Here is a 19,925-nt window from a genome sequence, read left to right on the forward strand (position 1 = left end):
ATCTACGTTGACAGGCCCCGCCGCGTCAACCATGGTTGACATGACGACGGCCGGCCCGGAGAACCGGGCCGGCCGTCGCGATACCGAGAATCGTCAGGGGTCTTGACCTGCTGGTCCGCGAGGTCGGGTAAGTGAACGTGACCATGTATGAGTGAGTGTCGTTGCCAGGGCGTGAATCTGACGGAATGGGCGAAGACGCAGGGCGTGCATCCGCAGACCGCGTATCGCTGGTTCCGTGAGGGGACGTTGCCGGTACCGGCTCAGCGGGTCGGGCCGCGCACGATTCTGGTCAACATCGACGCGAACACCACGCCCGGGGCCATCGGTGGTCTGGGCCTGTATGCCCGCGTGTCCTCGCATGATCAGAAGATCGATCTGGAACGCCAGGTCGCCCGGCTGTCGGCGTGGGCAGCGAAAGCCGGTCACCGAGTCGTTCGTGTGGAGGCGGAGATCGCTTCCGGGATGAACGGCTGCCGTTCCAAGGCCCGGCGTCTGCTGGCCGACCCGAACGTGACCTGCGTGGTGGTGGAGCACAAGGACCGGCTCGGCCGGATGAACGTCGAACTTGTCGAGGCTGCCTTGTCCGCGACGGGCCGTCGCCTGCTGGTGGTGGACGACGGCGAGGTCGAAGACGACCTGGTGCGGGACATGGTGGAGGTACTGACGTCGCTCTGCGCCCGCTTGTACGGGCGCAGGTCGGCGAAGAACCGCGCCCGCAAGGCACTGGAAGCCGCCGAACATGGCTGACCTCCGCCCGATCGCCGCGCCGTTCGTCGCTCTCGGCCCGTCCGGCGTGACAGTACGTACCCGACTGGGAGACCTCACGCCTGCGGATGAGAAGGTTCTGCGTCTGGTGGGGGCGCACCTGGGCTCGCTCGCCTCGAAGGACCTCAAAGAGCGTTGCGTGGACGGCCTGGAGCACTCCACCGAGTCATGGGCGGCCCGCAAGAGGGATCTGACTGCCGAGTCGTCGTCCAGGTGGGCCGGGTCGATCACGAAGGCCACGCATGACCAGTGGGCGCTCGCCCGGCGCGGCCAGGCCGCGCACGTCAAGTCCCTCGAAGCCGGTATCACGACGATCCGGCACCGGCTGTCGATGCCGGTCGGCAAGAAGGGCACCAAGCAGGCTCCAAGCGGTTACCGCTCCGCGCACGAGTGGTTCCACAAAGCACGCCGCCTGCATGTCCTGGAGGACCGGCTCGAGAAGGTTCGGGCAGACCGGGAGGCGGGCCGGGTGCATGTCGTGCGTGGCGGTGAACGTCTGCTGGGCACCCGCCACAACCTCGACAAGGCGCAGCTCACCGAGACCGAGTGGCTCAAGCGGTGGGAAGCCGGGCGCTGGTTTCTTCAGGCGGACGGTGAGTCGGGGAAAAGGTTCGGCAACGAGACGATCCGCATCACGCCCGAGGGTGAGGTGTCGATCAAGCTCCCGGCCCCGCTCGCCGACCTCGCGAACGCCAGGCACGGCCGGTACGTACTCGCTGCGAAGGCACGGTTCCCCCACCGGGGGCAGGAGTGGGCCGACCGTGTTGAAGCCAACCGGGCCGTGGCCTACCGCGTCCACTACGACACGGGGCGCGGGCGCTGGTACGTGGACGCCTCCTGGCAGATCCCGCCCACCAAGACCATCCCACTCGACGCCGCCCTCGCCGACGGCGTGGTCGGTGTGGACACCAACGCCGACCACCTCGCCGCATGGCGCCTGGACACCCACGGCAACCCGGTAGGCCGGCCGCGCCGGTTCTTCTACGACCTGTCCGGCAACGCCCAGCACCGCGACGCCCAGGTACGGCACGCCCTCACACGGCTGCTGAACTGGGCCAAGTCCTGCGGTGTCAAGGCCATCGCGGTCGAAGACCTCGACTTCCAGGCCGAGAGGACCAGAGAGAAGCACGGGCGCAAGCGCCGATTCAGGCACCTCATCTCCGGCATGCCGACCGGCAGGCTCCGCGCCCGGCTGACCTCCATGGCCGACGCCACAGGAATCGCGATCATCGCCGTGGACCCGGCCTACACCAGCAAGTGGGGCGCCCAGCACTGGCAAAAGCCGATGGCCGGCCCCACCCGTAGGACCACCCGGCACGACGCGGCGAGCATCGCGATCGCACGACGCGCCCAGGGACACCCGATCCGGCGGCGGACGACACCGCCCCGTGCACACCAGAGCGATGTGCACGGGCATCGGACCGTCCAGGCCGACTGGCGTGCCCCTGGGTGTGAGGGACCCCGCCCCCGCATCCCCGGACCACGGACACGATCCGTGCCGCCGGACGCGGCGAGTACGCGGGCGACCAGGCCATCCAAAACCGTTCAGGGTGTCCGCAGTGACCAGGAATGGGTCCAAGACTCACTCCTGCTCACTGATTAGGAACGGTTGGTGAGCACGATCTTGCCGAACTGGTCGCCGGCCGCCAGTCGTTCGAAGCCCTCGCGGGCGCGGTCCAGGGGCAGCACCTCGTCGATGACGGGGCGGACACCGGTCGCGGCACAGAAGGAGAGCAGGTCCTCCAGCTCGTCCTTGGTCCCCATGGTGGAGCCGACGACCTTGAGTTCGAGGAAGAAGATACGGGTCAGCTCGGCGTGGGAGGGCCGGTCACCGCTGGTGGCGCCCGAGATGACGAGGCTGCCGCCGGGACGCAGGGACTTCACCGAGTGGGACCAGGTGGCGGCGCCGACGGTCTCGATGACCGCGTCCACGCGGTGCGGGAGCCGGGCCCCCGACTCCAGCGCCTCCACGGCGCCGAGTTCCAGGGCCCTCTTCCGCTTGGCCTCGTCCCGGCTGGTGGCGAAGACCCGCAGGCCCGCCGCCTTGCCGAGCACGATCGCGGCGGTGGCGACACCGCCGCCGGCGCCCTGCACGAGAACGGAGTCCCCGGGGCGTACACCGGCGTTGGTGAAGAGCATGCGATATGCCGTCAGCCAGGCGGTGGGCAGACAGGCGGCCTCTTCGAAGGAGAGTTCGGCGGGCTTGGGGAGGACGTTCCAGGTGGGGACGGAGACGAGTTCGGCGAAGGTGCCCTGGTAGCGCTCGGTGAGGATCGAGCGGGGTTCGTCCGGGCCGACGCCGTGGCCGGTCTGGCCGATCACGGAGTGCAGGACGACCTCGTTGCCGTCCTCGTCGACGCCGGCGGCGTCGCAGCCGAGGATCATGGGCAGCTTGTCCTCCGCGAGGCCGACCCCGCGCAGGGACCACAGGTCGTGGTGGTTCAGCGAGGCGGCCTTCACCTTGACGGTCGTCCAGCCGGACCTCGATTCCGGCGCGGGCCGGTCGCCCAACTCCAGTCCGTTCAGCGGTTGGTCACGGTCGATGCGGGCGGCATAGGCAGCGAACATGCGCCTGACCATAGGGGGATGCCGGGAGCGATGGAACCACGGACCACTGTGACACGCGTCCCGTCCCCACCTCCGCGTTCCGACTCGGGACGCCAGGACGTATGGCGGGTGCGGCTGAGTGGGGGCTGACCGCGCCCCTTGAGGGCCTACGGCCACTCAGGGGCGCGGGGAACTGCGCGAGAAGCCCCCACCGGACGGACGCCTGGGGGACGCCTGGGGGTCAAAGGGGCACAGCCCCTTGAGGATGGGACGCGTAGGGGCGGCGGGGGCGAAAAGAGCCCCCCGCCACCCCGAAGGGGCTAACGCCGAGCCACACCCTCCGCCCGCGCCGCCGCCGCGACCGCCGCGGTGACCGCCGGAGCGACCCGCTCGTCGAACGGCGACGGAATGACATAGTCCGCTGCAAGATCGTCCCCGACCACCGACGCCAGCGCCTCGGCCGCCGCGATCTTCATCCCCTCGGTGATCCGGGAGGCTCGCACCTGAAGGGCCCCCGCGAAGATCCCCGGGAAGGCGAGAACGTTGTTGATCTGGTTCGGGTAGTCGGACCGCCCGGTCGCGACGACCGCCGCGTACTTGTGGGCGACGTCCGGGTGCACCTCGGGGTTGGGGTTGGCCATGGCGAAGACGAACGCGTTCTCGGCCATCGAGGCCACCGCCTCCTCCGGGACCGTACCGCCGGAGACGCCGATGAAGACGTCCGCGCCCGCGAGGGCGTCCTCCAGGGAGCCCGACAGACCGGCCCGGTTGGTGAGCTCGGCGAGCTCCCGCTTGACCGGCGTGAGGTCCTCGCGGTCCACGGAGACGATGCCCTTGCGGTCGGCGACCGCGACATCGCCGAGACCGGCCTCCAGCAGCATCTTGGCGATGGCCACGCCCGCCGCGCCCGCGCCCGAGATCACGGCGCGCAGGTCGCCGAGCCCCCGGCCGGTCAGCCGGGCGGCGTTGCGCAGCGCCGCCAGCGTCACGACGGCCGTACCGTGCTGGTCGTCGTGGAAGACCGGGATGTCCAGCCGCTCCTGGAGCCGCTTCTCGATCTCGAAGCAGCGGGGCGCGGAGATGTCCTCCAGGTTCACGCCGCCGAAGGAGGGGGCGAGGCGGACCACGGTCTCGATGATCTCGTCGACGTCCGTGCAGGCTAGCGCGATCGGCACCGCGTCGACGCCGCCGAACTGCTTGAACAGGATCGCCTTGCCCTCCATCACGGGGAGGGACGCCTCGGGGCCGATGTCGCCGAGGCCGAGGACCGCCGTACCGTCCGTCACGACGGCGACGACCGACGACTTCCAGGTGTAGTCGTTGACCAGGTCGGGCTGCTCGGCGATGGCGGTGCACACTCGCGCGACGCCGGGCGTGTAGGCGAGGGACAGATCGTCCTTGTCCCGGATCGGCACGGTGGCCTGCACGGCCATCTTGCCGCCACGGTGCAGGGCGAACGCCGGGTCGAAGGAGTCGAGGGAATTGAGGGGCTCCCCGCCGCCTTCCTGGCCCGTACTGCCGTCGCCGTTGTCGGTGCGAGGATTGACAATCTCCGCTGCCACTGTGTGTACCCCTTAGGTCTGCATGGTTTGAGGGTGACCGCTCCCGGTTCGGAGGCGGGCGGGCACCGCGTAAGGCCCAGGTCGACCGATACGTACGGCGACGCCTGCGGGCTCAGACGCGACGGGCGCGCCGCACACGCGCCCTGGGCCCCGGATGAGGGGTGTAAGGAACCTTCTTACCGGACGGACAGCGCCGAGGACGAGTCCATACGACTTCATACCGTGAAGGTCACAACTCGAAGGTCAATTGAAGACGATCATGGTTGACTTGACTCATCGACGGATGACAGGACAAGTCGGGTCATATCATGACAAGTCATGTACGGCCACGTGTGCGGAGTTCGCAGCCGACCGCATCCTGAGATGCACCGAAGATCTTCCGGCCGGAAGAGGGGAATCCCGCACATGATCCGGTGTGATCACGCGGTCCACGGCGGTTCGTAGGTCATTCGGGGGGTCACCCGTTATCCGATTTTGACATGGCTGGTCATCTGATTGCACATGCCCGAATGGCAAGATGCCGTAATCACACGAGGTCGCCACACTCGAAGACGCGTGTTAATCGTCGACCTGTCGGCAACTCCACACCACCCCCGCCGGAGGAACCCACCATGACCGCAAGCACCACCCGTCGTACGACCGGCCTGCGTTCCCGTACAGCCGCGGTCGGAGCGATCGCGGTCGCGGGCGCCCTGCTGCTCACCGCCTGCGGTGACCAGACCAAGAAGGACAACGGCTCCGACAGCGCCTCCACCAGCGCGGCGCCGCTGGCGGACAAGCTCCCCGCGGCCGTCCGGGACAAGGGCGTGATCAACGTCGGTTCGGACATCGCCTACGCCCCGGTCGAGTACAAGGACGAGTCGGGCAAGGTCGTCGGCATCGACCTGGACATCGCCGCGGCGATGGGCAAGCAGCTCGGCGTGGACTTCAAGTTCCAGAACGCCACCTTCGACACCCTCATCGGTGGTCTGGCCGCCAAGCGGTACGACATCGCGATGTCGGCCATGACCGACACCAAGGACCGCCAGGAGGGCGTCGACGCCGGCACCGGCAAGAAGGTCGGCGCCGGCGTCGACTTCGTCGACTACTTCACCGCGGGTGTCTCGCTGTACACCAACAAGGGCGACGACCAGGGCATCAAGACCTGGGACGACCTCTGCGGCAAGACCATCGCCGTGCAGCGCAACACGTTCTCGCACGACCTCGCCAAGGACCAGGCGAAGAAGTGCAAGGACGACAAGAAGAAGGCCCTCAAGATCGAGGACTTCGCCACCAACCCCGAGGCCGAGACCCGGATGCGCTCCAAGGGCGCGGACGTCGTCTCCGCCGACTACCCGGTGGCCGCGTACTCGGTGAAGACCTCGGGCGGCGGCGACTACTTCGAGATCGTCGGCGACCAGATCGAGGCCGGCCCCTACGGCATCGCCGTGGCGAAGGACAACACCGAACTGCGTGACGCGCTCCAGGCCGCCGTCCAGGCGATCATCGACAACGGCGAGTACGAGAAGATCATCAAGAAGTGGGGCGTCGAGGACGGCGCCGTCACCGAGGCCAAGATCAACGGCGGCTCCTGATCACAGCGCTCCTGCTCCTCGGCTCGGTTCTGAAAGGCTCCACCCTTGACTGTTGACGTCAGCAAGACGGACGGTCCCTCGGACACGCCCCCCGCCGGCCCGGAGGCCCTCAAGGCCATTCCGGTCCGGCACCCGGGGCGCTATGTGTCCGCGGCCATCGCACTCGCCCTCCTCGGTTCGATCGTCTACGCCTTCGCGCAGGCGAAGAAGATCAACTGGGGTGCGATCCCCGACTACTTCTTCGACGACCGCATCATCGAGGGCGTTCTGAACACCCTCCTGCTCACCGTGCTGTCCATGGTGATCGGCGTTGTCGGCGGCATCCTGCTCGCCGTGATGCGACTGTCGAAGAACCCGGTGACCTCGTCGGTGGCGTGGTTCTACATCTGGTTCTTCCGCGGTACGCCGGTCCTGGTCCAGCTCTTCGTCTGGTTCAACCTGGGCCTGGTCTTCGAGACCATCAACCTCGGCCCGATCTACAAGGACTACTGGTCCTCCTTCATGACGCCGCTGCTGACGGCGCTGCTCGGCCTCGGTCTCAACGAGGCCGCGTACATGGCGGAGATCTGCCGCGCCGGTCTGCTCTCGGTCGACGAGGGCCAGACCGAGGCGTCGCACGCGCTCGGCATGAGCCAGTCCAAGACGCTGCGCCGGATCGTGATCCCCCAGGCGATGCGCGTGATCGTGCCGCCCACGGGCAACGAGGTCATCAACATGTTGAAGACCACGTCGCTCGTCTCGACGGTGCAGTACGTGGATCTGCTCAAGTCGGCCCAGGACATCGGCCAGGGAGCGGGGGCCCCCGTGGAGATGCTGTTCCTCGCCGCCGCCTGGTACCTGATCCTCACCAGCATCTTCAGCGTCGGGCAGTACTACCTGGAGCGGCACTACGCGAAGGGGTCCTCCCGGTCCCTGCCGCCGACACCGATCCAGCGTCTCAAGACGGCCGTGCTGCCGGTGCGCCGTCCGAAGGGAGTCTCGGCATGACCGCCATGGTGAAGGCCGAGGGCATCCACAAGTCGTTCGGCCCCGTCGAGGTCCTCAAGGGCATCGACCTCGAGGTGCAGACGGGTGAGGTGTTCTGCCTCATCGGCCCCTCCGGCTCCGGCAAGTCCACGTTCCTCAGGTGCATCAACCACCTGGAGAAGATCAACGCCGGGCGGCTGTACGTCGACGGCGAGCTGGTCGGCTACCGCCAGAAGGGCGACAAGCTGTACGAGCTCAAGGACAGCGAGGTCGCGCTCAAGCGGCGTGACATCGGCATGGTGTTCCAGCGCTTCAACCTGTTCCCGCACATGACGGCCGCGGAGAACGTCATGGAGGCGCCGATGCAGGTCAAGGGCGTCGGCAGGGGGCAGGCCCGCGAGCGCGCCCATGAGCTGCTGGAGCGTGTCGGCCTCGGCGACAAGGCGGGCAACTACCCGTCGCAGCTGTCCGGCGGCCAGCAGCAGCGGGTGGCCATCGCCCGGGCCCTGGCCATGGAGCCGAAGCTGATGCTCTTCGACGAGCCGACGTCGGCGCTCGACCCGGAGCTGGTGGGCGACGTCCTCGACGTCATGCGCGACCTGGCCGAGTCCGGGATGACCATGGTCGTCGTCACCCACGAGATGGGCTTCGCCCGCGAGGTCGGCGACAGCCTGGTCTTCATGGACGGCGGTGTGGTGGTCGAGTCCGGCAACCCCCGTGACGTGCTGACGAACCCGCAGGAAGAGCGGACGCAGTCGTTCCTGTCCAAGGTGCTGTAGGGCCCGGACGCGACGGCGCGAAGGCGCGACGGGAGGAGGGGCGGTACGGGATTCCGTACCGCCCCTCACTCGTACCGCCCCTCACTCGTACCGCCCCTAACTGGCACTGCCCTCACTCGCGCCGCCCGCACTCGTGCCGCCGACGCGGGCGGCCGCCTACTTCACCGCCAGCACCATCGAGTCGGCGGGCGAGCACCACACCGCGCGGGCCTCGGCGAAGCCCCGCTCGCGCAGGACCCGGGCGTGCCAGTCGACGCTCTGGAAGTCACCGTCGGCGTGCTCGCCGTAGATCTCGAAACGGCGGGCCGTCGGCGCGGCGAGCACGGCGTCCTGGGCGGCGAGCTGCCACCATGCGGCCCAGTCGACGGCGCCGGCCGCGGTGGCTTGTTCCATACCCGCGTGCCGGTGCGCGCGCTCCGCCGCGTTGATCCGGGGCGTCGACTCGTCGATCATGTGGTCCGCGTTCATGAAGACACCGCCGTCGCGGAGGAGTTCCGCGACCTGACCGTAGAGAGCGGCGAGGGATTCGCTGTGCAGCCAGTGCAGGGCTGTGGCCGTCAGGACGGCGTCGTACGCGTCGTACGGCAGCCGGGCCGTCCAGTCGGGGTCGGTGAGGTCGGCGGTGACGAAGGTGACCCGCGGGTCGCCCTCGAACGTGCCCTCGGCGATGGCGAGGAGGGCCGGGTCGAGGTCCACGCCGGTGCTGACGGCCTTCGGGAACCGCGCGAGCAGCCTGGACGTGATGGAACCCGTACCGCAGGCGAGATCGAGGACGCGGGGTGCGGGGCCGGCGAAGGCCTCCACCATGGCGAGCATCACCCGGAACCGCTCCTCACGGTCCGGCAGATACAGCTCCTGCTGCCGGTCCCAGCTCTCCTGCCAGGCCTGCCAGTCGGTTCCGGCCGTGGTGGTCATGAGGTCCCCTTCCTCGGTGTACCGCTCGTACCGCTTCTTCCGGCTGACACGTCGAGCGCGTAATACCCTGTAAGCACGAGCAGCCATTACCTGATCCGCACCCCGACATTAGAGCGCCCCCGTAAGGACTACAAGTGGAACTGGCCCATTACTCGGACTACGCCGTACGCCTCGTCAACACCGAGGAACCGGCCCGGGGCAAGGACACGCTCACCTCGGTCGAGGCCGTCCGCGACCTCTTCGGGCCCAGTGGGCAGGCGGCCCGGCGGGCGACGGACGCCGATGTCACCCGGTTCCGGTCGGTGCGGGCCCGGCTGCGCTCGGTCTTCGAGGCCGCGAACGACGGCGACGAGACCCTCGCCGTGGACCTGCTGAACTCGTTGCTGCTCGAATTCCCGGTGAGCCCCCAGATCTCGGGGCACGACTTCCGGGACGACGACGGCCGCCCGCTGTGGCACATGCACCTGGCGGACCACCCGTCCAACGCGACGGCGGGCTACGCCGCCATCGCCGCGATGGGCCTGGCCTTCCACCTCACCGAGTACGGCGTGGACCGGCTCGGTCTGTGCGAGGCGGCGCCGTGCCGCAACGCCTACCTCGACACCTCGACCAACCGCTCCCGGCGCTACTGCTCGGACCGCTGTGCGACCCGCGCCAACGTCGCGGCCTACCGGGCCCGCAAACGCCTGGAGGCGGACCGGTCGCCGAACACGGGCCGGGCCGCCGAGAACGCCCAGCGGGCGAGCATGAGCGGCGACCGCTGACCCTGGGGCCTGGGCCGGTACCGGAATCGGACCTTCCCGAGGACCAGTTCGTCGGGGACGACCCCGTAGTCGGTGCTGTCCCCGCCCGCGTAGGCGTTGTCCCCGAGCACCCACCAACCGCCGTCGCGCCGCTCGGCGATCCGTTTCACGACGAGCAGATCCTGCTGGAAGGGATGACGCAGTACGAGGACGTCACCGACCCGTAGGCGGGCCCCGTAGTGGACCAGGAGCTGGTCCCCGTGGCGCAGCGTCGGAACCATGGATGGCCCCGTGACCTCGGCCACCCCGAAGGGCAGGAGGGCCCTGCCCCGCACGCTTCCCGGCCCGCTCTCCTGCGACGGCTCCGGCATCACCCGGCACCTCCCCGGTCCGTTCCTCTCCAGTGCTCCACCCGTCCCAGTCTGACCCCGGACTTTTGTCCTAAGCCCATGGGGGCACTCGCGAAAACCCCTCTCGCAGGGAGTAATGTCCCACCTGAGAAGACGATCACGAGGAAGGAATGCTCCATGCTTTCCCGCCTGTTTGCCCCCAAGGTCAAGGTCAGCGCCCACTGCGACCTGCCCTGCGGTGTGTACGACCCGGCCCAGGCCCGCATCGAGGCGGAGTCGGTGAAGGCCGTGCAGGAGAAGATGGCCGCCAACGACGACCCGCACTTCCAGGCGCGTGCCACGGTCATCAAGGAGCAGCGCGCCGAGCTCGCGAAGCACCACGTTTCCGTGCTCTGGAGCGACTACTTCAAGCCCCCGCACTTCGAGAAGTACCCGGAGCTGCACCAGCTGGTCAACGACGCCCTCAAGGCCCTCTCGGCCGCCAAGGGCTCGACCGACCCGGCGACGGGCCAGAAGGCCCTGGACTACATCGCCCAGATCGACAAGATCTTCTGGGAGACCAAGAAGGCCTGACCCGGCCTCTCTCGTCCGCACCCGGTCCGCATACCGCCGTCCCGAACGACGGTGTGACGGGCCGGGTGCGGTCGTGTTCGGGGGCCCGTACGGCCCTGACAGCCCTGACGGCCGTTCGTCCGGCCCGAGTCAGGGGGTCGGATCGAGCCCCGGCCAGATCGCCGACGCGTCGTCACGGTCGGGGTCGGGGAGGCGTACAGGGCGGACGGGGACGGCGGTGGCGTGGCCGTCGGTCGTCGCCGTCCAGGGGACGGGGCGACCGGAGTAGCAGAGGGCGGTCAGGACGAAGACGCCGTCGGCGTAGACCTCGACGTACTCGCCGACCGTCAGGACGCGCAGTGACGTGGGGGGTTCACGCAGGACCGTCTCGGCGAACGGGGCGCCGGCCGGGCCCGTGACGCGGAGGTTCTTGCCGTCGCAGGCGACGGTGAGGGCCGGGCGGGAGGGGTCGGCCGGGTCGGTGCGCAGGGCGATCTCGACGGGGCCGCCGGAGAGGTCGATGTCGCCGACCGCGTGGAGTGCGGGGGCGGTCGTCGGGTCGCCGAGCCAGACGTCCAGGCCCGGCCACCAGGCCAGGCGCGGGGCCGCATCCGCCCCCACGACCAGGGACTTGGGCTGGGCGAGCATGCCCCGGCAGGTGTCGCCGGCGTCGGTGAGGCCGACCCGGCGGGGGGTCGTGTGCAGCACGACGCGGGAGCCGTCGGGGGCGGCGATGACGCGGGGGGCGTACGCCCCCGTGGGGCCGAGTTGGCCGCGCCGGGTCCAGGGGCCGCGCAGGCGGGGCGCTGTCCACGCGTCGAAGCCGCGCGTCGAGCCGATCGAGCCCAGGAGGAGCCAGGTCCCGTCGTCGAGGCGTTCCAGGACCGGGCACTCCAACTCGTCCACGTCGCCCGGGGAGATCAACGGCGGGTGGACCGTCCAGTGTTCGAGGTCCGGGGAGGTGGCCCAGGCCACGCAACCGCTGACCTCGACCGGGAGCGAGGCGTCGGACGCGCAGATCACCATGACCCAGCCGTCGCCCTCGTCGTCGCGTACGACGAAGGGGTCGCGCCAGCCCATCCGGTCGGCGGTGCGGTACCAGCGGGGGTCGGCCTCGACGACCGGTCCCGTGCCGTGGCGCCGCCAGCCCGTGCCGTCCGTGCGGTCGGAGAGGGCGAGGCCGACGGACTGCAGGGGCCAGCCCTCGGGCGTCAGCCCGCTCACCCCCGTGTAGAACATCGCGCTTCCGGTGCCGTGGCGCACGGGGTGCATCGTCCACACCGCCTGCTGGTCGAAGCGACCGGGCAGACCGTTGCCGAAGGCGGTGCCCGCGGGCCGCCAGCCGACCAGGTCGACCGAGGTGGCCCGGCCGTAGGACGTCTCCATCCGCAGATGGTCGAACTCGGCGGTCCAGGGCCCCTGGAGATGGAGCACCGTGTAGGTGCCGTCGTCATCGCGGAGCAGGGCGAAGTCGTTCACGCAGAGGCCCGGCGGGGCGTATCGCATGCGCAGCAGTCCTGTCGGCTCGCAGCGCTCAAACGCGTGCGCTGATCATGGTTCAGAGAGATGTCGATTGAGAATCAGCGCAAGTAAAACTGAACGCAAACGCTTGCGCAACAAGGAGGGCGGGTTTACGGTCACGTCACCCCCCAGACACACACCGACGTGAACCCGATGGGAGTAATCCGCCGTGCCGGTCAGCATCACCGATGTCGCCCGCGCCGCCGGCGTCTCGGCGTCCACCGTGTCCCGCGCGCTACGGGGCAGGCCGGGCGTCTCGGACGAGGTACGCGCCCAGATCGCGGCCGTCGCCGCACAGCTCGGCTACACCGCGTCCCGTTCGGCGTCCAGCCTCGCCAGCGGGCGCACGTACACGATCGGGGTCGTGGCCCCGTACATCGGCCGCTGGTTCTTCGGCACCGTGCTGGACGCCGCCGAGCACGTGTTCAGCGCCGCCGGGTACGACGTACTGCTCTACAACCTGGGCTCGGCCGAGGCGCGCAAGCGGTTCTTCACCAAACTGCCGGTGCGCAAGCGGGTCGACGCGGTGCTGTCCCTGCTCATCCCGGACGAGGACGAGTCCGCCGCGCTGCGCTCCCTCGGGGTGCCGCTGGCCTCCACGGTCGGGGGTGCCCGGCCCGGCTTCACGGTGGTCGGCATCGACGACCGGGCGGGCGCGGAGAGCGCCGTACGGCATCTGGTGAACCTCGGCCACCGCCGGATCGGCATGATCTCCGGGGCCAGCGGGCCGCTGCACTGGACCACCCCGGTCGACCGTCGCGCCGCCTATCTGCGCGTCCTCGCCGAGGCCGGAATCGAGCACGACCCGGCGCTGGTGGCGGACGGCGACTACACGGTGGACGGCGGCGAGCGGGCGATGACCGAGCTGCTGGCCGCGTCCCGGCCCCCGACCGCCGTGTTCGCCCAGTCCGACGAGATGGCGATGGGCGCGTTGCGCGCGCTCAGACGGCATCGGCTGCGGGTGCCGGACGACGTGTCCGTGGTCGGCTTCGACGATCACGAACTCGCCGACGTGGTCGGGCTGACCACCGTCGCCCAGCCGGTCGCCGGGCAGGGCGCGGAGGCCGCCCGGCTGCTGCTGCGGCAGTTGGACGAGCCGGAGGCCGAACAGCCGCCCGGCCGGGTGGAGATGCCCATCCGGCTCGTCCTGCGCGAGACCACGGCGCCCCCGCGCCCGCGCGGACCCCAGTGACTTCCCGTACCCCCATTCCGTCGAGCTCGGCACCCCGCCACCCGAAAGCCCCACCCCGCACCTCGCACCCTCATCCCGCACGGAGGCACACACCATGAACCCGACCCCCCGCTCGACCGGCAGTAGGTTTCGCCGCACCGCCCGTACGGGACTGGCCCTGGCCCTCCCCCTGGCGGCACTGGCCGCCTGTGGCGGGGGCGGTGGGGGCGACACGTCCGCCGAGGCCGGCAGCGGCGAGGGGACCATCAGCGTCTGGGCCCACCAAGGCCAGAAGAGCGAGTCGGAGGCCCTGCAGAACGCGGTGAAGTCGTTCAACTCCTCGCAGAGCAAGGTCAAGGTCGAGCTGAAGCTGATACCGGAGAAGGACTACACCAAGACCATCACCGCGACGGACGCCGCCGAACTGCCGGACGTCCTGGAGTTCGACGGCCCGACGATGGCGAACTTCGTCTACAACAAGAAGCTCGCCCCGCTCGACGGGCACATCTCCGCCAAGACCCTCGACAACGCCACGGACGCCTCCAAGGCACAGGGCGAGATCGACGGCAAGCACTACGGCCTGGGCATGTTCGACTCCGGCCTCGGCATGTACGGCAGCAAGAAGCTGCTGGACGCCGCCGGGGTCACCTACCCGAAGGGCCTGGACGACGCCTGGACCGCGAAGGAGTTCGACGCCGCGCTCAAGGCGCTCAAGGCGAAGGACTCCGACGGCAAGGTCCTCGACCTCCAGGAGGGCAACGGCTACGCCACCGAGTGGGGCACCTACGGATTCGCCCCGATCGTCTGGTCGGCCGGCGGCTCCCTGCTGAAGGACGGCAAGGCGGCGGGCGCCCTCGACACCCCCGCCGTGGCGTCGGCCTTGAAGACCTTCCAGTCCTGGAAGGCCACGACGGACGCCAACACCGACGGCAACGCCTTCGCCAAGGGCCGGGTCGCCCTGAGCTGGGTCGGGCACTGGATGTACCCCGCCTACAGCGAGGCGCTCGGTGACGACCTGGTCGTGCTGCCGCTGCCCGACTTCGGCGACGGCCCGAAGACCGGCCAGGGCTCGTGGGCCTGGGGTGTCGGCGCGAACAGCAAGAACGCCAAGGCCGCGGGCACCTTCCTGGACTTCCTGCTCGACGACACCAACGTCGGCGCGATGACGAAGGCCAACGGCGCGCCGCCGGCCACGAAGTCCGCGCTCGCCGCGAGCCCGCTCTACCGGCAGGGCGGCCCGCTCCAGCTCTTCGCCGACCAGCTCGCCAAGCCGTGCGGCGACAGCGACATCAGCAAGTCGTGTGTCGCCGTCACCCGGCCGGTGACCGCCGGATACCCCGTGGTGACCGCGAAGTTCAGCGAGGCCGTGAGCTCGATCTACGGCGGCGCCGACCCGAAGGGCGCCCTGTCGAAGGCCGCCCGCGCCATCGACCGGGACTTCTCGGACAACGCCGGTTACGAGATCCCGTAGCACAACGCGCCCAGCAGGCCGTACCGGACCCATCGGTCCAGCCGAACCCATCGGCCGGGGCGGACGCGCACCCCGTGTCCGTCCGCCCCTTTCGGGAAGAGGACCCCTCCGTGAAAACCGTGGAACCCACGCCCGCGGCGGCCCCAGGCCGGCAGCAGGCCCCAGCCCCCGGCGCACCGACCCGGCGGCCGCCACGCCGCGACCGCGCATGGCTGCACGGGCTGCTGATGTCCGCCCCCGCCGTCACCGGACTCATCGCCTTCGTCGGCATCCCCTTCTGCTACGCCGTCGTGCTCTCCTTCTACAACGTGCGCCTCGGCTCCCCGCTGGAACCCACCTTCTTCGGTGTCGAGCAGTACCGCCGACTGTTCACCGACCCCGACCTCTCCGGCCCGTTCCTGCGGGCGCTGCTCAACAACCTGACCTTCGCCGTGGTCGTCGTCCCCCTCCAGACCGGCCTCGCGCTGGGCCTGGCGATCCTGCTGAACCGCAAGCTGAAGGCGATCGGCATCTTCCGGTCGGTGTTCTTCATGCCGGTCGTCTTCCCGATGGCGCTGGTCGCGGTGATCTGGCGGCTGATCCTGGCCCGCAGCGACCAGGGCATGCTCAACTCGGCGCTGGACGCGGTGAGTTTCGGCAACTGGGGCGCGTTCGACTGGCTCGGCGACGGTCTGACCGCGATGGCCTCGATCATCGTGCTCTCCGTCTGGCAGGGCGTCGGCTTCCAGATGGTCATCCTGCTCGCCGGGCTCCAGCAGATTCCGGGCGAGCTCTACGAGGCCGCCCAGCTCGACAGGGCCTCGCGCTGGCAGCAGTTCCGGCACGTCACCCTGCCGGGCATCCGCTCCACCCTCGTCTTCGTCGTGATGCTCACCTCGGTGCTGTCCTTCCGCGTCTTCGACCAGGTGTACGTCCTGGTCAAGGGCGGCGGGCTCGACGAGGACGCGGCCCGCACGGTGATGTACCAGGCCGTCACGACCGCCTTCGACCAGAACAACATCGGCCAGGCCTCCGCGATCACCGTCGTGTTCTTCCTGATCGTCGTCGCCCTGACCCTGATCCAGCGCCGCGTCGTCCGGCCCGACAACGAGGACTGAGCAGATGAGTACGACCATGAGTCCGACCGTCAGCACGGGTACGGCTACTGCCACGGGTACGAGCACGGGTGCCGGTCCGTCCCGCGGGCCGCTGCGCCACTTCCTCGACTACGCCGTCCTCTCCGTCCTGGCGTTCGTCTTCGCGCTGCCCGTCCTCTATCTCCTCCTCGGCAGCCTCAAGCCGTCCGACGAGGTGTTGAACGGGCTGTCCGGCTTCCTCCCCACCCACCTGTCCTTCGACAACTACTCCGCCGTCCTGGACAGCCTGAACTCCGAGAGCACGGGCTACTTCTGGCAGTTCATGGGCGTCTCGCTGCTGCTGGCGTTCGTGGTGGTGACCGGCGGCCTCTTCGTCAACTCGATGGCGGCGTACGGCCTCTCGCGGCTGCGGTGGCGGGGCCGGGAGGCCGTCTTCACGCTGGTCCTGCTGCTGATGCTGGTGCCGTTCGAGTCGGTGGCCGTGCCGCTGTTCTACATGTTCAACGACCAGCGGAACACGCTCTTCATCCAGGCGCTGCCGTTCGTCGCCAACGCCTTCTCGGTCTACCAGTTCCACACGTTCTTCCGCTCGATCCCGCCGAGCATCGAGGAGGCGGCCCGGCTGGACGGCGCCGGCCCCTGGCGCACCTTCTTCGCGATCATCGTCCCGATGTCGAAGCCGGCCTTCGCCTCGGTCGCCATCCTGACTTTCCTCACCCAGTGGGGGTCGTTCCTGTGGCCGGTGCTGATGGTCTCCGACCCCTCGGTACGTCCGCTGCCGCTGGAGATGAGCGTCTTCCAGGGGGAGCAGCCCCCGGACTGGGGCCAGATCCTCGCCTTCGGCGTCCTGCTCGTCCTGCCGGTGCTGATCGTCTTCGCCTTCTTCCAGCGGTGGTTCGTCCAGGGGGTGGCCAGCTCGGCGGTGAAGGGGTGAGCTTCCGCCCGCCCCGGGCGGGCGTGCCCCGACGTCCCGGGCGTGGCCCGTTGTCAGTGCCCGGTGCGATGCTGTGGGCATGGACCGGGACGATCTGGTGCGGCTGCGGCGGGCACGGGACCGCATGGACCGCGAGTACGCCGAGCCGCTGGACGTGCCCGCGCTCGCCCGCACCGCGCTGATGTCCCCCGGGCACTTCCAGCGCAGCTTCCGCGCGGCGTTCGGCGAGACTCCGTACGGCTACCTCATGACCCGCCGGACAGAGCGCGCCAAGGCGCTGCTGCGCCGCGGCGACCTCACGGTGACGGAGGTGTGCATGGCCGTGGGCTGTACGTCGCTGGGCTCCTTCAGCTCCCGCTTCACGGAGCTGGTCGGCGAGACACCGAGCGCGTACCGGGCCCGCTCGCACGAGGAGGGCGCGGCCGTCCCCGCCTGTGTCGCGAAGCGCCTGACCCGGCCGTCCCGACACCGCGTACGCATGACGGAACCCGACGAAGTGCCCTAGAAGGCTGATGAAGATCTTGGTGAGGGGCTGTCCGGCCTGACGGCCGTATCCGAGTGGGCGGGACACCGCGGGCACGGCCTAGCGTGAGGGCATGACTACGAACGATCCGAACGCCGCGCGCGGCCTCCCGGCCCCGGACGTGAAGCTCGCCCAGTGCTTCCTCGCCGTCGACGACCACGACAAGGCGCTCGCTTTCTACCGCGACGTCCTGGGCATGGAGGTCCGTGGCGACGTGGGCTTCGAGGGCATGCGCTGGGTGACCGTGGGCTCGCCGCTCCAACCGGACGTCGAGATCGTCCTGGAGCCGCCTGCCGCCGACCCCGACATCTCCCCCGCCGACCGCGAGACCATCGCCAACCTCCTCGCCAAGGGCGTCCTGCGCGGCGTCAACTTCACCACCACCGACTGCGACGCCCTCTACAGCCGCGTCGAAGCCTCCGGTGCCGACGTCCTCCAGGCCCCCACGGACCAGCCGTACGGCGTCCGCGACTGCGCGTTCCGCGACCCCGCGGGCAACATGCTGCGCTTCATGCAACGCCGGGACTGATCAGCCGGGTACGGAGAGAACGCCCCGGCACACGGGAAACGGCGTTGCGTGGAGCGGGACGGCGAGGGAGCGTACGAGTCGTTCAGCCGTGGGGCTGGACCGTACGACAGGGAGCGGCGCTGTGGGTGGAGTGGGCGGGAACGGCAAGGACGGCGGGGGCGATGTCTTGGGCGGCGTCCCGGGCGGCGGCTCGGTGGGCGGGGAGGGCGAGGCAGGGGTGCCGATCCGGTGGGCGTACGCCTTCGTCGATCGGCCGACGGCCGTGTTCGAGCGGGCCTGCGCCTTCTGGACGGCGGTCACGGCGACGCGGCTGTCCGCGCGCCGGGGCGATCAGGGCGAGTTCGTCACCCTGCTGCCCGAGACCGGCGACGCCTGTGTGAAGGCGCAGGGGGTCGGGTCGGGCGGCGGCGCTCACCTGGACCTCGTGGTCGAGGACGTCCCCGCGCTCGTCGGCCGGGCGGTCCGGCTCGGGGCCGAGGTGGTCGCCCCGCACGACGGCTGGGCGGTGCTGCACTCGCCCGCCGGGCAGCTCTTCTGCGTGGTGCCGTGGCACGGAGAGGCCGAGCGGCCGCCCGTCGTGAACGGCAGCCGGCTGGACCAGGTGTGCCTCGACGTGCCGCCGGCCGCCTTCGCGGCTGAGGTCACCTTCTGGGCGGCCCTGACCGGGTGGGACTCCCACCCGGGTTCCCGCCCGGAGTTCCATGTCCTGCGCCCGTCGGCCGGCCTCCCCCTCCGCATCCTCCTCCAGCGACTCGACACTCCTCGCCCGGCCACCGCCCACCTCGACCTCGCCTGCGCCGACATCGACGCCACCCGTGCGCACCATGAATCCATCGGCGCCACCTGTGTGTCCCGTCAGCTCCATTGGACCGTGATGCGCGATCCGGCGGGCGGCACGTACTGCCTGACGGGCCGGTCCCCGGAGACGGGCGGGCTGCCTCCGGCGGCGGAGTGAGACAGCCCGGTCGGCTCAGATGTCCTGCGCACCCTCCAGCACCGGGCGGATGACCACCGGGTACTCCTTGAGCCCCTCCGGCCCGGGGCACTGGGCGACGCGGGCCGCGATCTCCGTGACCCGGTCCAGGTCGGCGCAGTCCAGGAGCCAGTAGCCGGCGAGCAGTTCGGCAGTGTCCGGGTACGGGCCGTCCGTGACCACCGGTTTGCCGTCGACGTCCGCCGTGACGAACCGGGTGCTCGCCGGCTCGGCCAGCCCCTGCCCGTCGATCATCTCCCCGGTCTCGGTGAGGTCGTCGTTGATCGCGCTCATGTAGGCGTACATGGCCCGCAGCTGCTCCGGCGTCCAGGCCGGGGAGTGCTCGGAGGTCTGGCCCCGCATGCCCTCGTAGTCCGCCCGCGTGCCGAGGACCATCATCAGGAACTTCATGTGTCCGCTCCTTCGTCCGCCGTGCGGGCCGGGAGCCAGGGGCCGAGCCCGGCCGGGCCGGTCAGGCTTTCTCCTCGGTCCGCTCCTCGGCCGGGACCGGGGCCGGGTCCGTCGCCTCGGCCGGCTCGGCCACCGCCTCGGCTTCGCCGGGACGTGCCGCACGACCGGAGTGACCCGCTTGACCGCCGTGCCCGGCCCGATCACCGTGACCGCCATGCGCACCATGGCTGCCGTGCGTCCGCCGGGCCACCGCCCGGGGCTTCTCAGCGGCGGCCTCCGCGGCCTCCACGGCCTCGTCGACGTACACCGTACACTCGTGGTTCCTGCACGGACCCGGACCCCACACGGGTACCCACGCGCCCAGCGTCTTGTGCCGCCGTACGACCGTGGCCACAGGCTGTCCGCAGACCGGGCAGACATGCTCGTCGATGCCCATGTCCTCAGGGTATGGCCGACGGGGTCGGTGCGCTCCCGGCCGTACACCGGCAATCTCCGGCGCTCGGTGCCGCGCTCAGCGCTTCCTGCTGTACTTCCGTACGACCACCCCGTTGTCGAAGCCGCGC

General features: G+C 70.0%; 21 protein-coding genes. 14 read left to right on the top strand and 7 right to left on the bottom strand.

What is annotated here, in order from left to right; translation table 11 throughout:
- Positions 1–171: 171 nt before the first annotated feature.
- Together P8T65_RS14945 and P8T65_RS14950 are read left to right on the top strand one after the other, a co-directional pair.
- Positions 172–747, top strand: coding sequence for an IS607 family transposase (locus P8T65_RS14945; RefSeq protein WP_316725881.1), 576 nt, complete (start codon positions 172–174; stop codon positions 745–747).
- Positions 740–2,368: a transposase gene (locus tag P8T65_RS14950; RefSeq protein ID WP_316725882.1), complete on the top strand. Its 1,629-nt coding sequence runs from the start codon at positions 740–742 to the stop codon at positions 2,366–2,368. The genes P8T65_RS14945 and P8T65_RS14950 overlap by 8 nt, the downstream gene beginning before the upstream one ends.
- On the opposite strand, the gene P8T65_RS14955 is transcribed toward P8T65_RS14950, so the two are convergent.
- Positions 2,365–3,333 carry a zinc-binding dehydrogenase gene (locus P8T65_RS14955; protein WP_316725883.1) on the bottom strand — a complete coding sequence of 323 codons (969 nt, stop codon included), beginning with the start codon at positions 3,331–3,333 and terminating at the stop codon, positions 2,365–2,367. The two genes, P8T65_RS14950 and P8T65_RS14955, sit on opposite strands and share 4 nt — an antisense overlap.
- A gap of 299 nt (positions 3,334–3,632) precedes the next feature.
- Entirely contained in the window at positions 3,633–4,874 is a 1,242-nt protein-coding gene (locus tag P8T65_RS14960; RefSeq protein ID WP_184899317.1) for an NADP-dependent malic enzyme, read from the bottom strand.
- Positions 4,875–5,485: 611 nt separating this feature from the next.
- Here P8T65_RS14960 and P8T65_RS14965 point away from each other — a divergent pair.
- From P8T65_RS14965 to P8T65_RS14975, 3 genes are read left to right on the top strand one after another with little or no spacing between them, the layout of a single operon-like run.
- Positions 5,486–6,448 (top strand): ABC transporter substrate-binding protein, encoded by a 963-nt coding sequence (locus tag P8T65_RS14965; RefSeq protein ID WP_316725884.1) that lies wholly within the window; start codon positions 5,486–5,488, stop codon positions 6,446–6,448.
- 45 nt (positions 6,449–6,493) lie between these two features.
- The gene (locus P8T65_RS14970) at positions 6,494–7,435 is read left to right on the top strand and encodes an amino acid ABC transporter permease (protein ID WP_316725885.1); all 942 of its coding nucleotides are present in this window, start codon (positions 6,494–6,496) and stop codon (positions 7,433–7,435) included.
- Positions 7,432–8,193, top strand: a complete 762-nt coding sequence (locus tag P8T65_RS14975) for an amino acid ABC transporter ATP-binding protein (RefSeq protein WP_184899312.1) — start codon at positions 7,432–7,434, stop codon at positions 8,191–8,193. Before P8T65_RS14970 ends, P8T65_RS14975 begins: the two co-directional genes overlap by 4 nt.
- A 156-nt stretch (positions 8,194–8,349) precedes the next feature.
- Here P8T65_RS14975 and P8T65_RS14980 read toward each other — a convergent pair whose 3' ends face one another.
- Positions 8,350–9,108, bottom strand: coding sequence for a class I SAM-dependent methyltransferase (locus P8T65_RS14980; RefSeq protein WP_316725886.1), 759 nt, complete (start codon positions 9,106–9,108; stop codon positions 8,350–8,352).
- A gap of 134 nt (positions 9,109–9,242) precedes the next feature.
- Here P8T65_RS14980 and P8T65_RS14985 point away from each other — a divergent pair, with 134 nt between their 5' ends.
- Positions 9,243–9,872 (top strand): CGNR zinc finger domain-containing protein, encoded by a 630-nt coding sequence (locus P8T65_RS14985; RefSeq protein WP_316725887.1) that lies wholly within the window; start codon positions 9,243–9,245, stop codon positions 9,870–9,872.
- On the opposite strand, the gene sodX is transcribed toward P8T65_RS14985, so the two are convergent.
- The gene (gene sodX, locus P8T65_RS14990; protein WP_316725888.1) at positions 9,776–10,222 is read right to left on the bottom strand and encodes a nickel-type superoxide dismutase maturation protease; all 447 of its coding nucleotides are present in this window, start codon (positions 10,220–10,222) and stop codon (positions 9,776–9,778) included. The genes P8T65_RS14985 and sodX overlap by 97 nt on opposite strands.
- Before the next feature lie 156 nt (positions 10,223–10,378).
- On the opposite strand from sodX, the gene sodN reads away from it, so the two are divergent.
- Positions 10,379–10,774 (top strand): superoxide dismutase, Ni, encoded by a 396-nt coding sequence (gene sodN / locus P8T65_RS14995; protein ID WP_007491258.1) that lies wholly within the window; start codon positions 10,379–10,381, stop codon positions 10,772–10,774.
- A 129-nt stretch (positions 10,775–10,903) separates the two neighbouring features.
- On the opposite strand, the gene P8T65_RS15000 is transcribed toward sodN, so the two are convergent.
- A complete protein-coding gene (locus tag P8T65_RS15000) occupies positions 10,904–12,259 on the bottom strand; it encodes a mucin-1 (protein WP_316725889.1) in 1,356 nt (451 codons plus the stop codon).
- Between the two features lie 184 nt (positions 12,260–12,443).
- On the opposite strand from P8T65_RS15000, the gene P8T65_RS15005 reads away from it, so the two are divergent.
- The 7 genes from P8T65_RS15005 (at position 12,444) to P8T65_RS15035 (ending at position 18,933) form a co-directional block, all read left to right on the top strand.
- Positions 12,444–13,466, top strand: coding sequence for a LacI family DNA-binding transcriptional regulator (locus P8T65_RS15005; protein WP_316725890.1), 1,023 nt, complete (start codon positions 12,444–12,446; stop codon positions 13,464–13,466).
- A 94-nt stretch (positions 13,467–13,560) separates the two neighbouring features.
- Positions 13,561–14,916, top strand: a complete 1,356-nt coding sequence (locus P8T65_RS15010; protein WP_316725891.1) for a sugar ABC transporter substrate-binding protein — start codon at positions 13,561–13,563, stop codon at positions 14,914–14,916.
- A gap of 110 nt (positions 14,917–15,026) precedes the next feature.
- Positions 15,027–16,013 (top strand): sugar ABC transporter permease, encoded by a 987-nt coding sequence (locus P8T65_RS15015; RefSeq protein ID WP_316725892.1) that lies wholly within the window; start codon positions 15,027–15,029, stop codon positions 16,011–16,013.
- Between the two features lie 4 nt (positions 16,014–16,017).
- The gene (locus P8T65_RS15020) at positions 16,018–16,926 is read left to right on the top strand and encodes a carbohydrate ABC transporter permease (protein ID WP_316725893.1); all 909 of its coding nucleotides are present in this window, start codon (positions 16,018–16,020) and stop codon (positions 16,924–16,926) included.
- A 79-nt stretch (positions 16,927–17,005) separates the two neighbouring features.
- Complete coding sequence (locus P8T65_RS15025) at positions 17,006–17,431, top strand: helix-turn-helix transcriptional regulator (RefSeq protein WP_316725894.1); 426 nt, start codon at positions 17,006–17,008, stop codon at positions 17,429–17,431.
- A 91-nt stretch (positions 17,432–17,522) separates the two neighbouring features.
- The gene (locus P8T65_RS15030) at positions 17,523–17,978 is read left to right on the top strand and encodes a VOC family protein (RefSeq protein ID WP_316725895.1); all 456 of its coding nucleotides are present in this window, start codon (positions 17,523–17,525) and stop codon (positions 17,976–17,978) included.
- Positions 17,979–18,195: 217 nt separating this feature from the next.
- Positions 18,196–18,933, top strand: a complete 738-nt coding sequence (locus P8T65_RS15035; RefSeq protein WP_316731594.1) for a VOC family protein — start codon at positions 18,196–18,198, stop codon at positions 18,931–18,933.
- Positions 18,934–18,948: 15 nt separating this feature from the next.
- On the opposite strand, the gene P8T65_RS15040 is transcribed toward P8T65_RS15035, so the two are convergent.
- A complete protein-coding gene (locus P8T65_RS15040; RefSeq protein WP_316725896.1) occupies positions 18,949–19,362 on the bottom strand; it encodes a YciI family protein in 414 nt (137 codons plus the stop codon).
- A gap of 61 nt (positions 19,363–19,423) precedes the next feature.
- Positions 19,424–19,798 carry a hypothetical protein gene (locus P8T65_RS15045; RefSeq protein ID WP_316731962.1) on the bottom strand — a complete coding sequence of 125 codons (375 nt, stop codon included), beginning with the start codon at positions 19,796–19,798 and terminating at the stop codon, positions 19,424–19,426.
- Positions 19,799–19,925: the final 127 nt, after the last annotated feature.

The organism is Streptomyces sp. 11x1 (assembly GCF_032598905.1).
Taxonomy (GTDB): Bacteria; Actinomycetota; Actinomycetes; order Streptomycetales; family Streptomycetaceae; genus Streptomyces.

Excerpts from the sequence above, each read along its gene's own strand:
- P8T65_RS14950 (WP_316725882.1), top strand. The coding sequence starts at position 740 with ATGGCTGACCTCCGCCCGATCGCCGCGCCGTTCGTCGCTCTCGGCCCG.
- P8T65_RS14955 (WP_316725883.1), bottom strand. The coding sequence starts at position 3,333 with ATGTTCGCTGCCTATGCCGCCCGCATCGACCGTGACCAACCGCTGAAC.
- P8T65_RS14965 (WP_316725884.1), top strand. The coding sequence starts at position 5,486 with ATGACCGCAAGCACCACCCGTCGTACGACCGGCCTGCGTTCCCGTACA.
- P8T65_RS14975 (WP_184899312.1), top strand. The coding sequence starts at position 7,432 with ATGACCGCCATGGTGAAGGCCGAGGGCATCCACAAGTCGTTCGGCCCC.
- P8T65_RS14980 (WP_316725886.1), bottom strand. The coding sequence starts at position 9,108 with ATGACCACCACGGCCGGAACCGACTGGCAGGCCTGGCAGGAGAGCTGG.
- sodX (WP_316725888.1), bottom strand. The coding sequence starts at position 10,222 with ATGCCGGAGCCGTCGCAGGAGAGCGGGCCGGGAAGCGTGCGGGGCAGG.
- sodN (WP_007491258.1), top strand. The coding sequence starts at position 10,379 with ATGCTTTCCCGCCTGTTTGCCCCCAAGGTCAAGGTCAGCGCCCACTGC.
- P8T65_RS15000 (WP_316725889.1), bottom strand. The coding sequence starts at position 12,259 with ATGCGATACGCCCCGCCGGGCCTCTGCGTGAACGACTTCGCCCTGCTC.
- P8T65_RS15010 (WP_316725891.1), top strand. The coding sequence starts at position 13,561 with ATGAACCCGACCCCCCGCTCGACCGGCAGTAGGTTTCGCCGCACCGCC.
- P8T65_RS15020 (WP_316725893.1), top strand. The coding sequence starts at position 16,018 with ATGAGTACGACCATGAGTCCGACCGTCAGCACGGGTACGGCTACTGCC.
- P8T65_RS15025 (WP_316725894.1), top strand. The coding sequence starts at position 17,006 with ATGGACCGGGACGATCTGGTGCGGCTGCGGCGGGCACGGGACCGCATG.
- P8T65_RS15030 (WP_316725895.1), top strand. The coding sequence starts at position 17,523 with ATGACTACGAACGATCCGAACGCCGCGCGCGGCCTCCCGGCCCCGGAC.
- P8T65_RS15040 (WP_316725896.1), bottom strand. The coding sequence starts at position 19,362 with ATGAAGTTCCTGATGATGGTCCTCGGCACGCGGGCGGACTACGAGGGC.
- P8T65_RS15045 (WP_316731962.1), bottom strand. The coding sequence starts at position 19,798 with ATGGGCATCGACGAGCATGTCTGCCCGGTCTGCGGACAGCCTGTGGCC.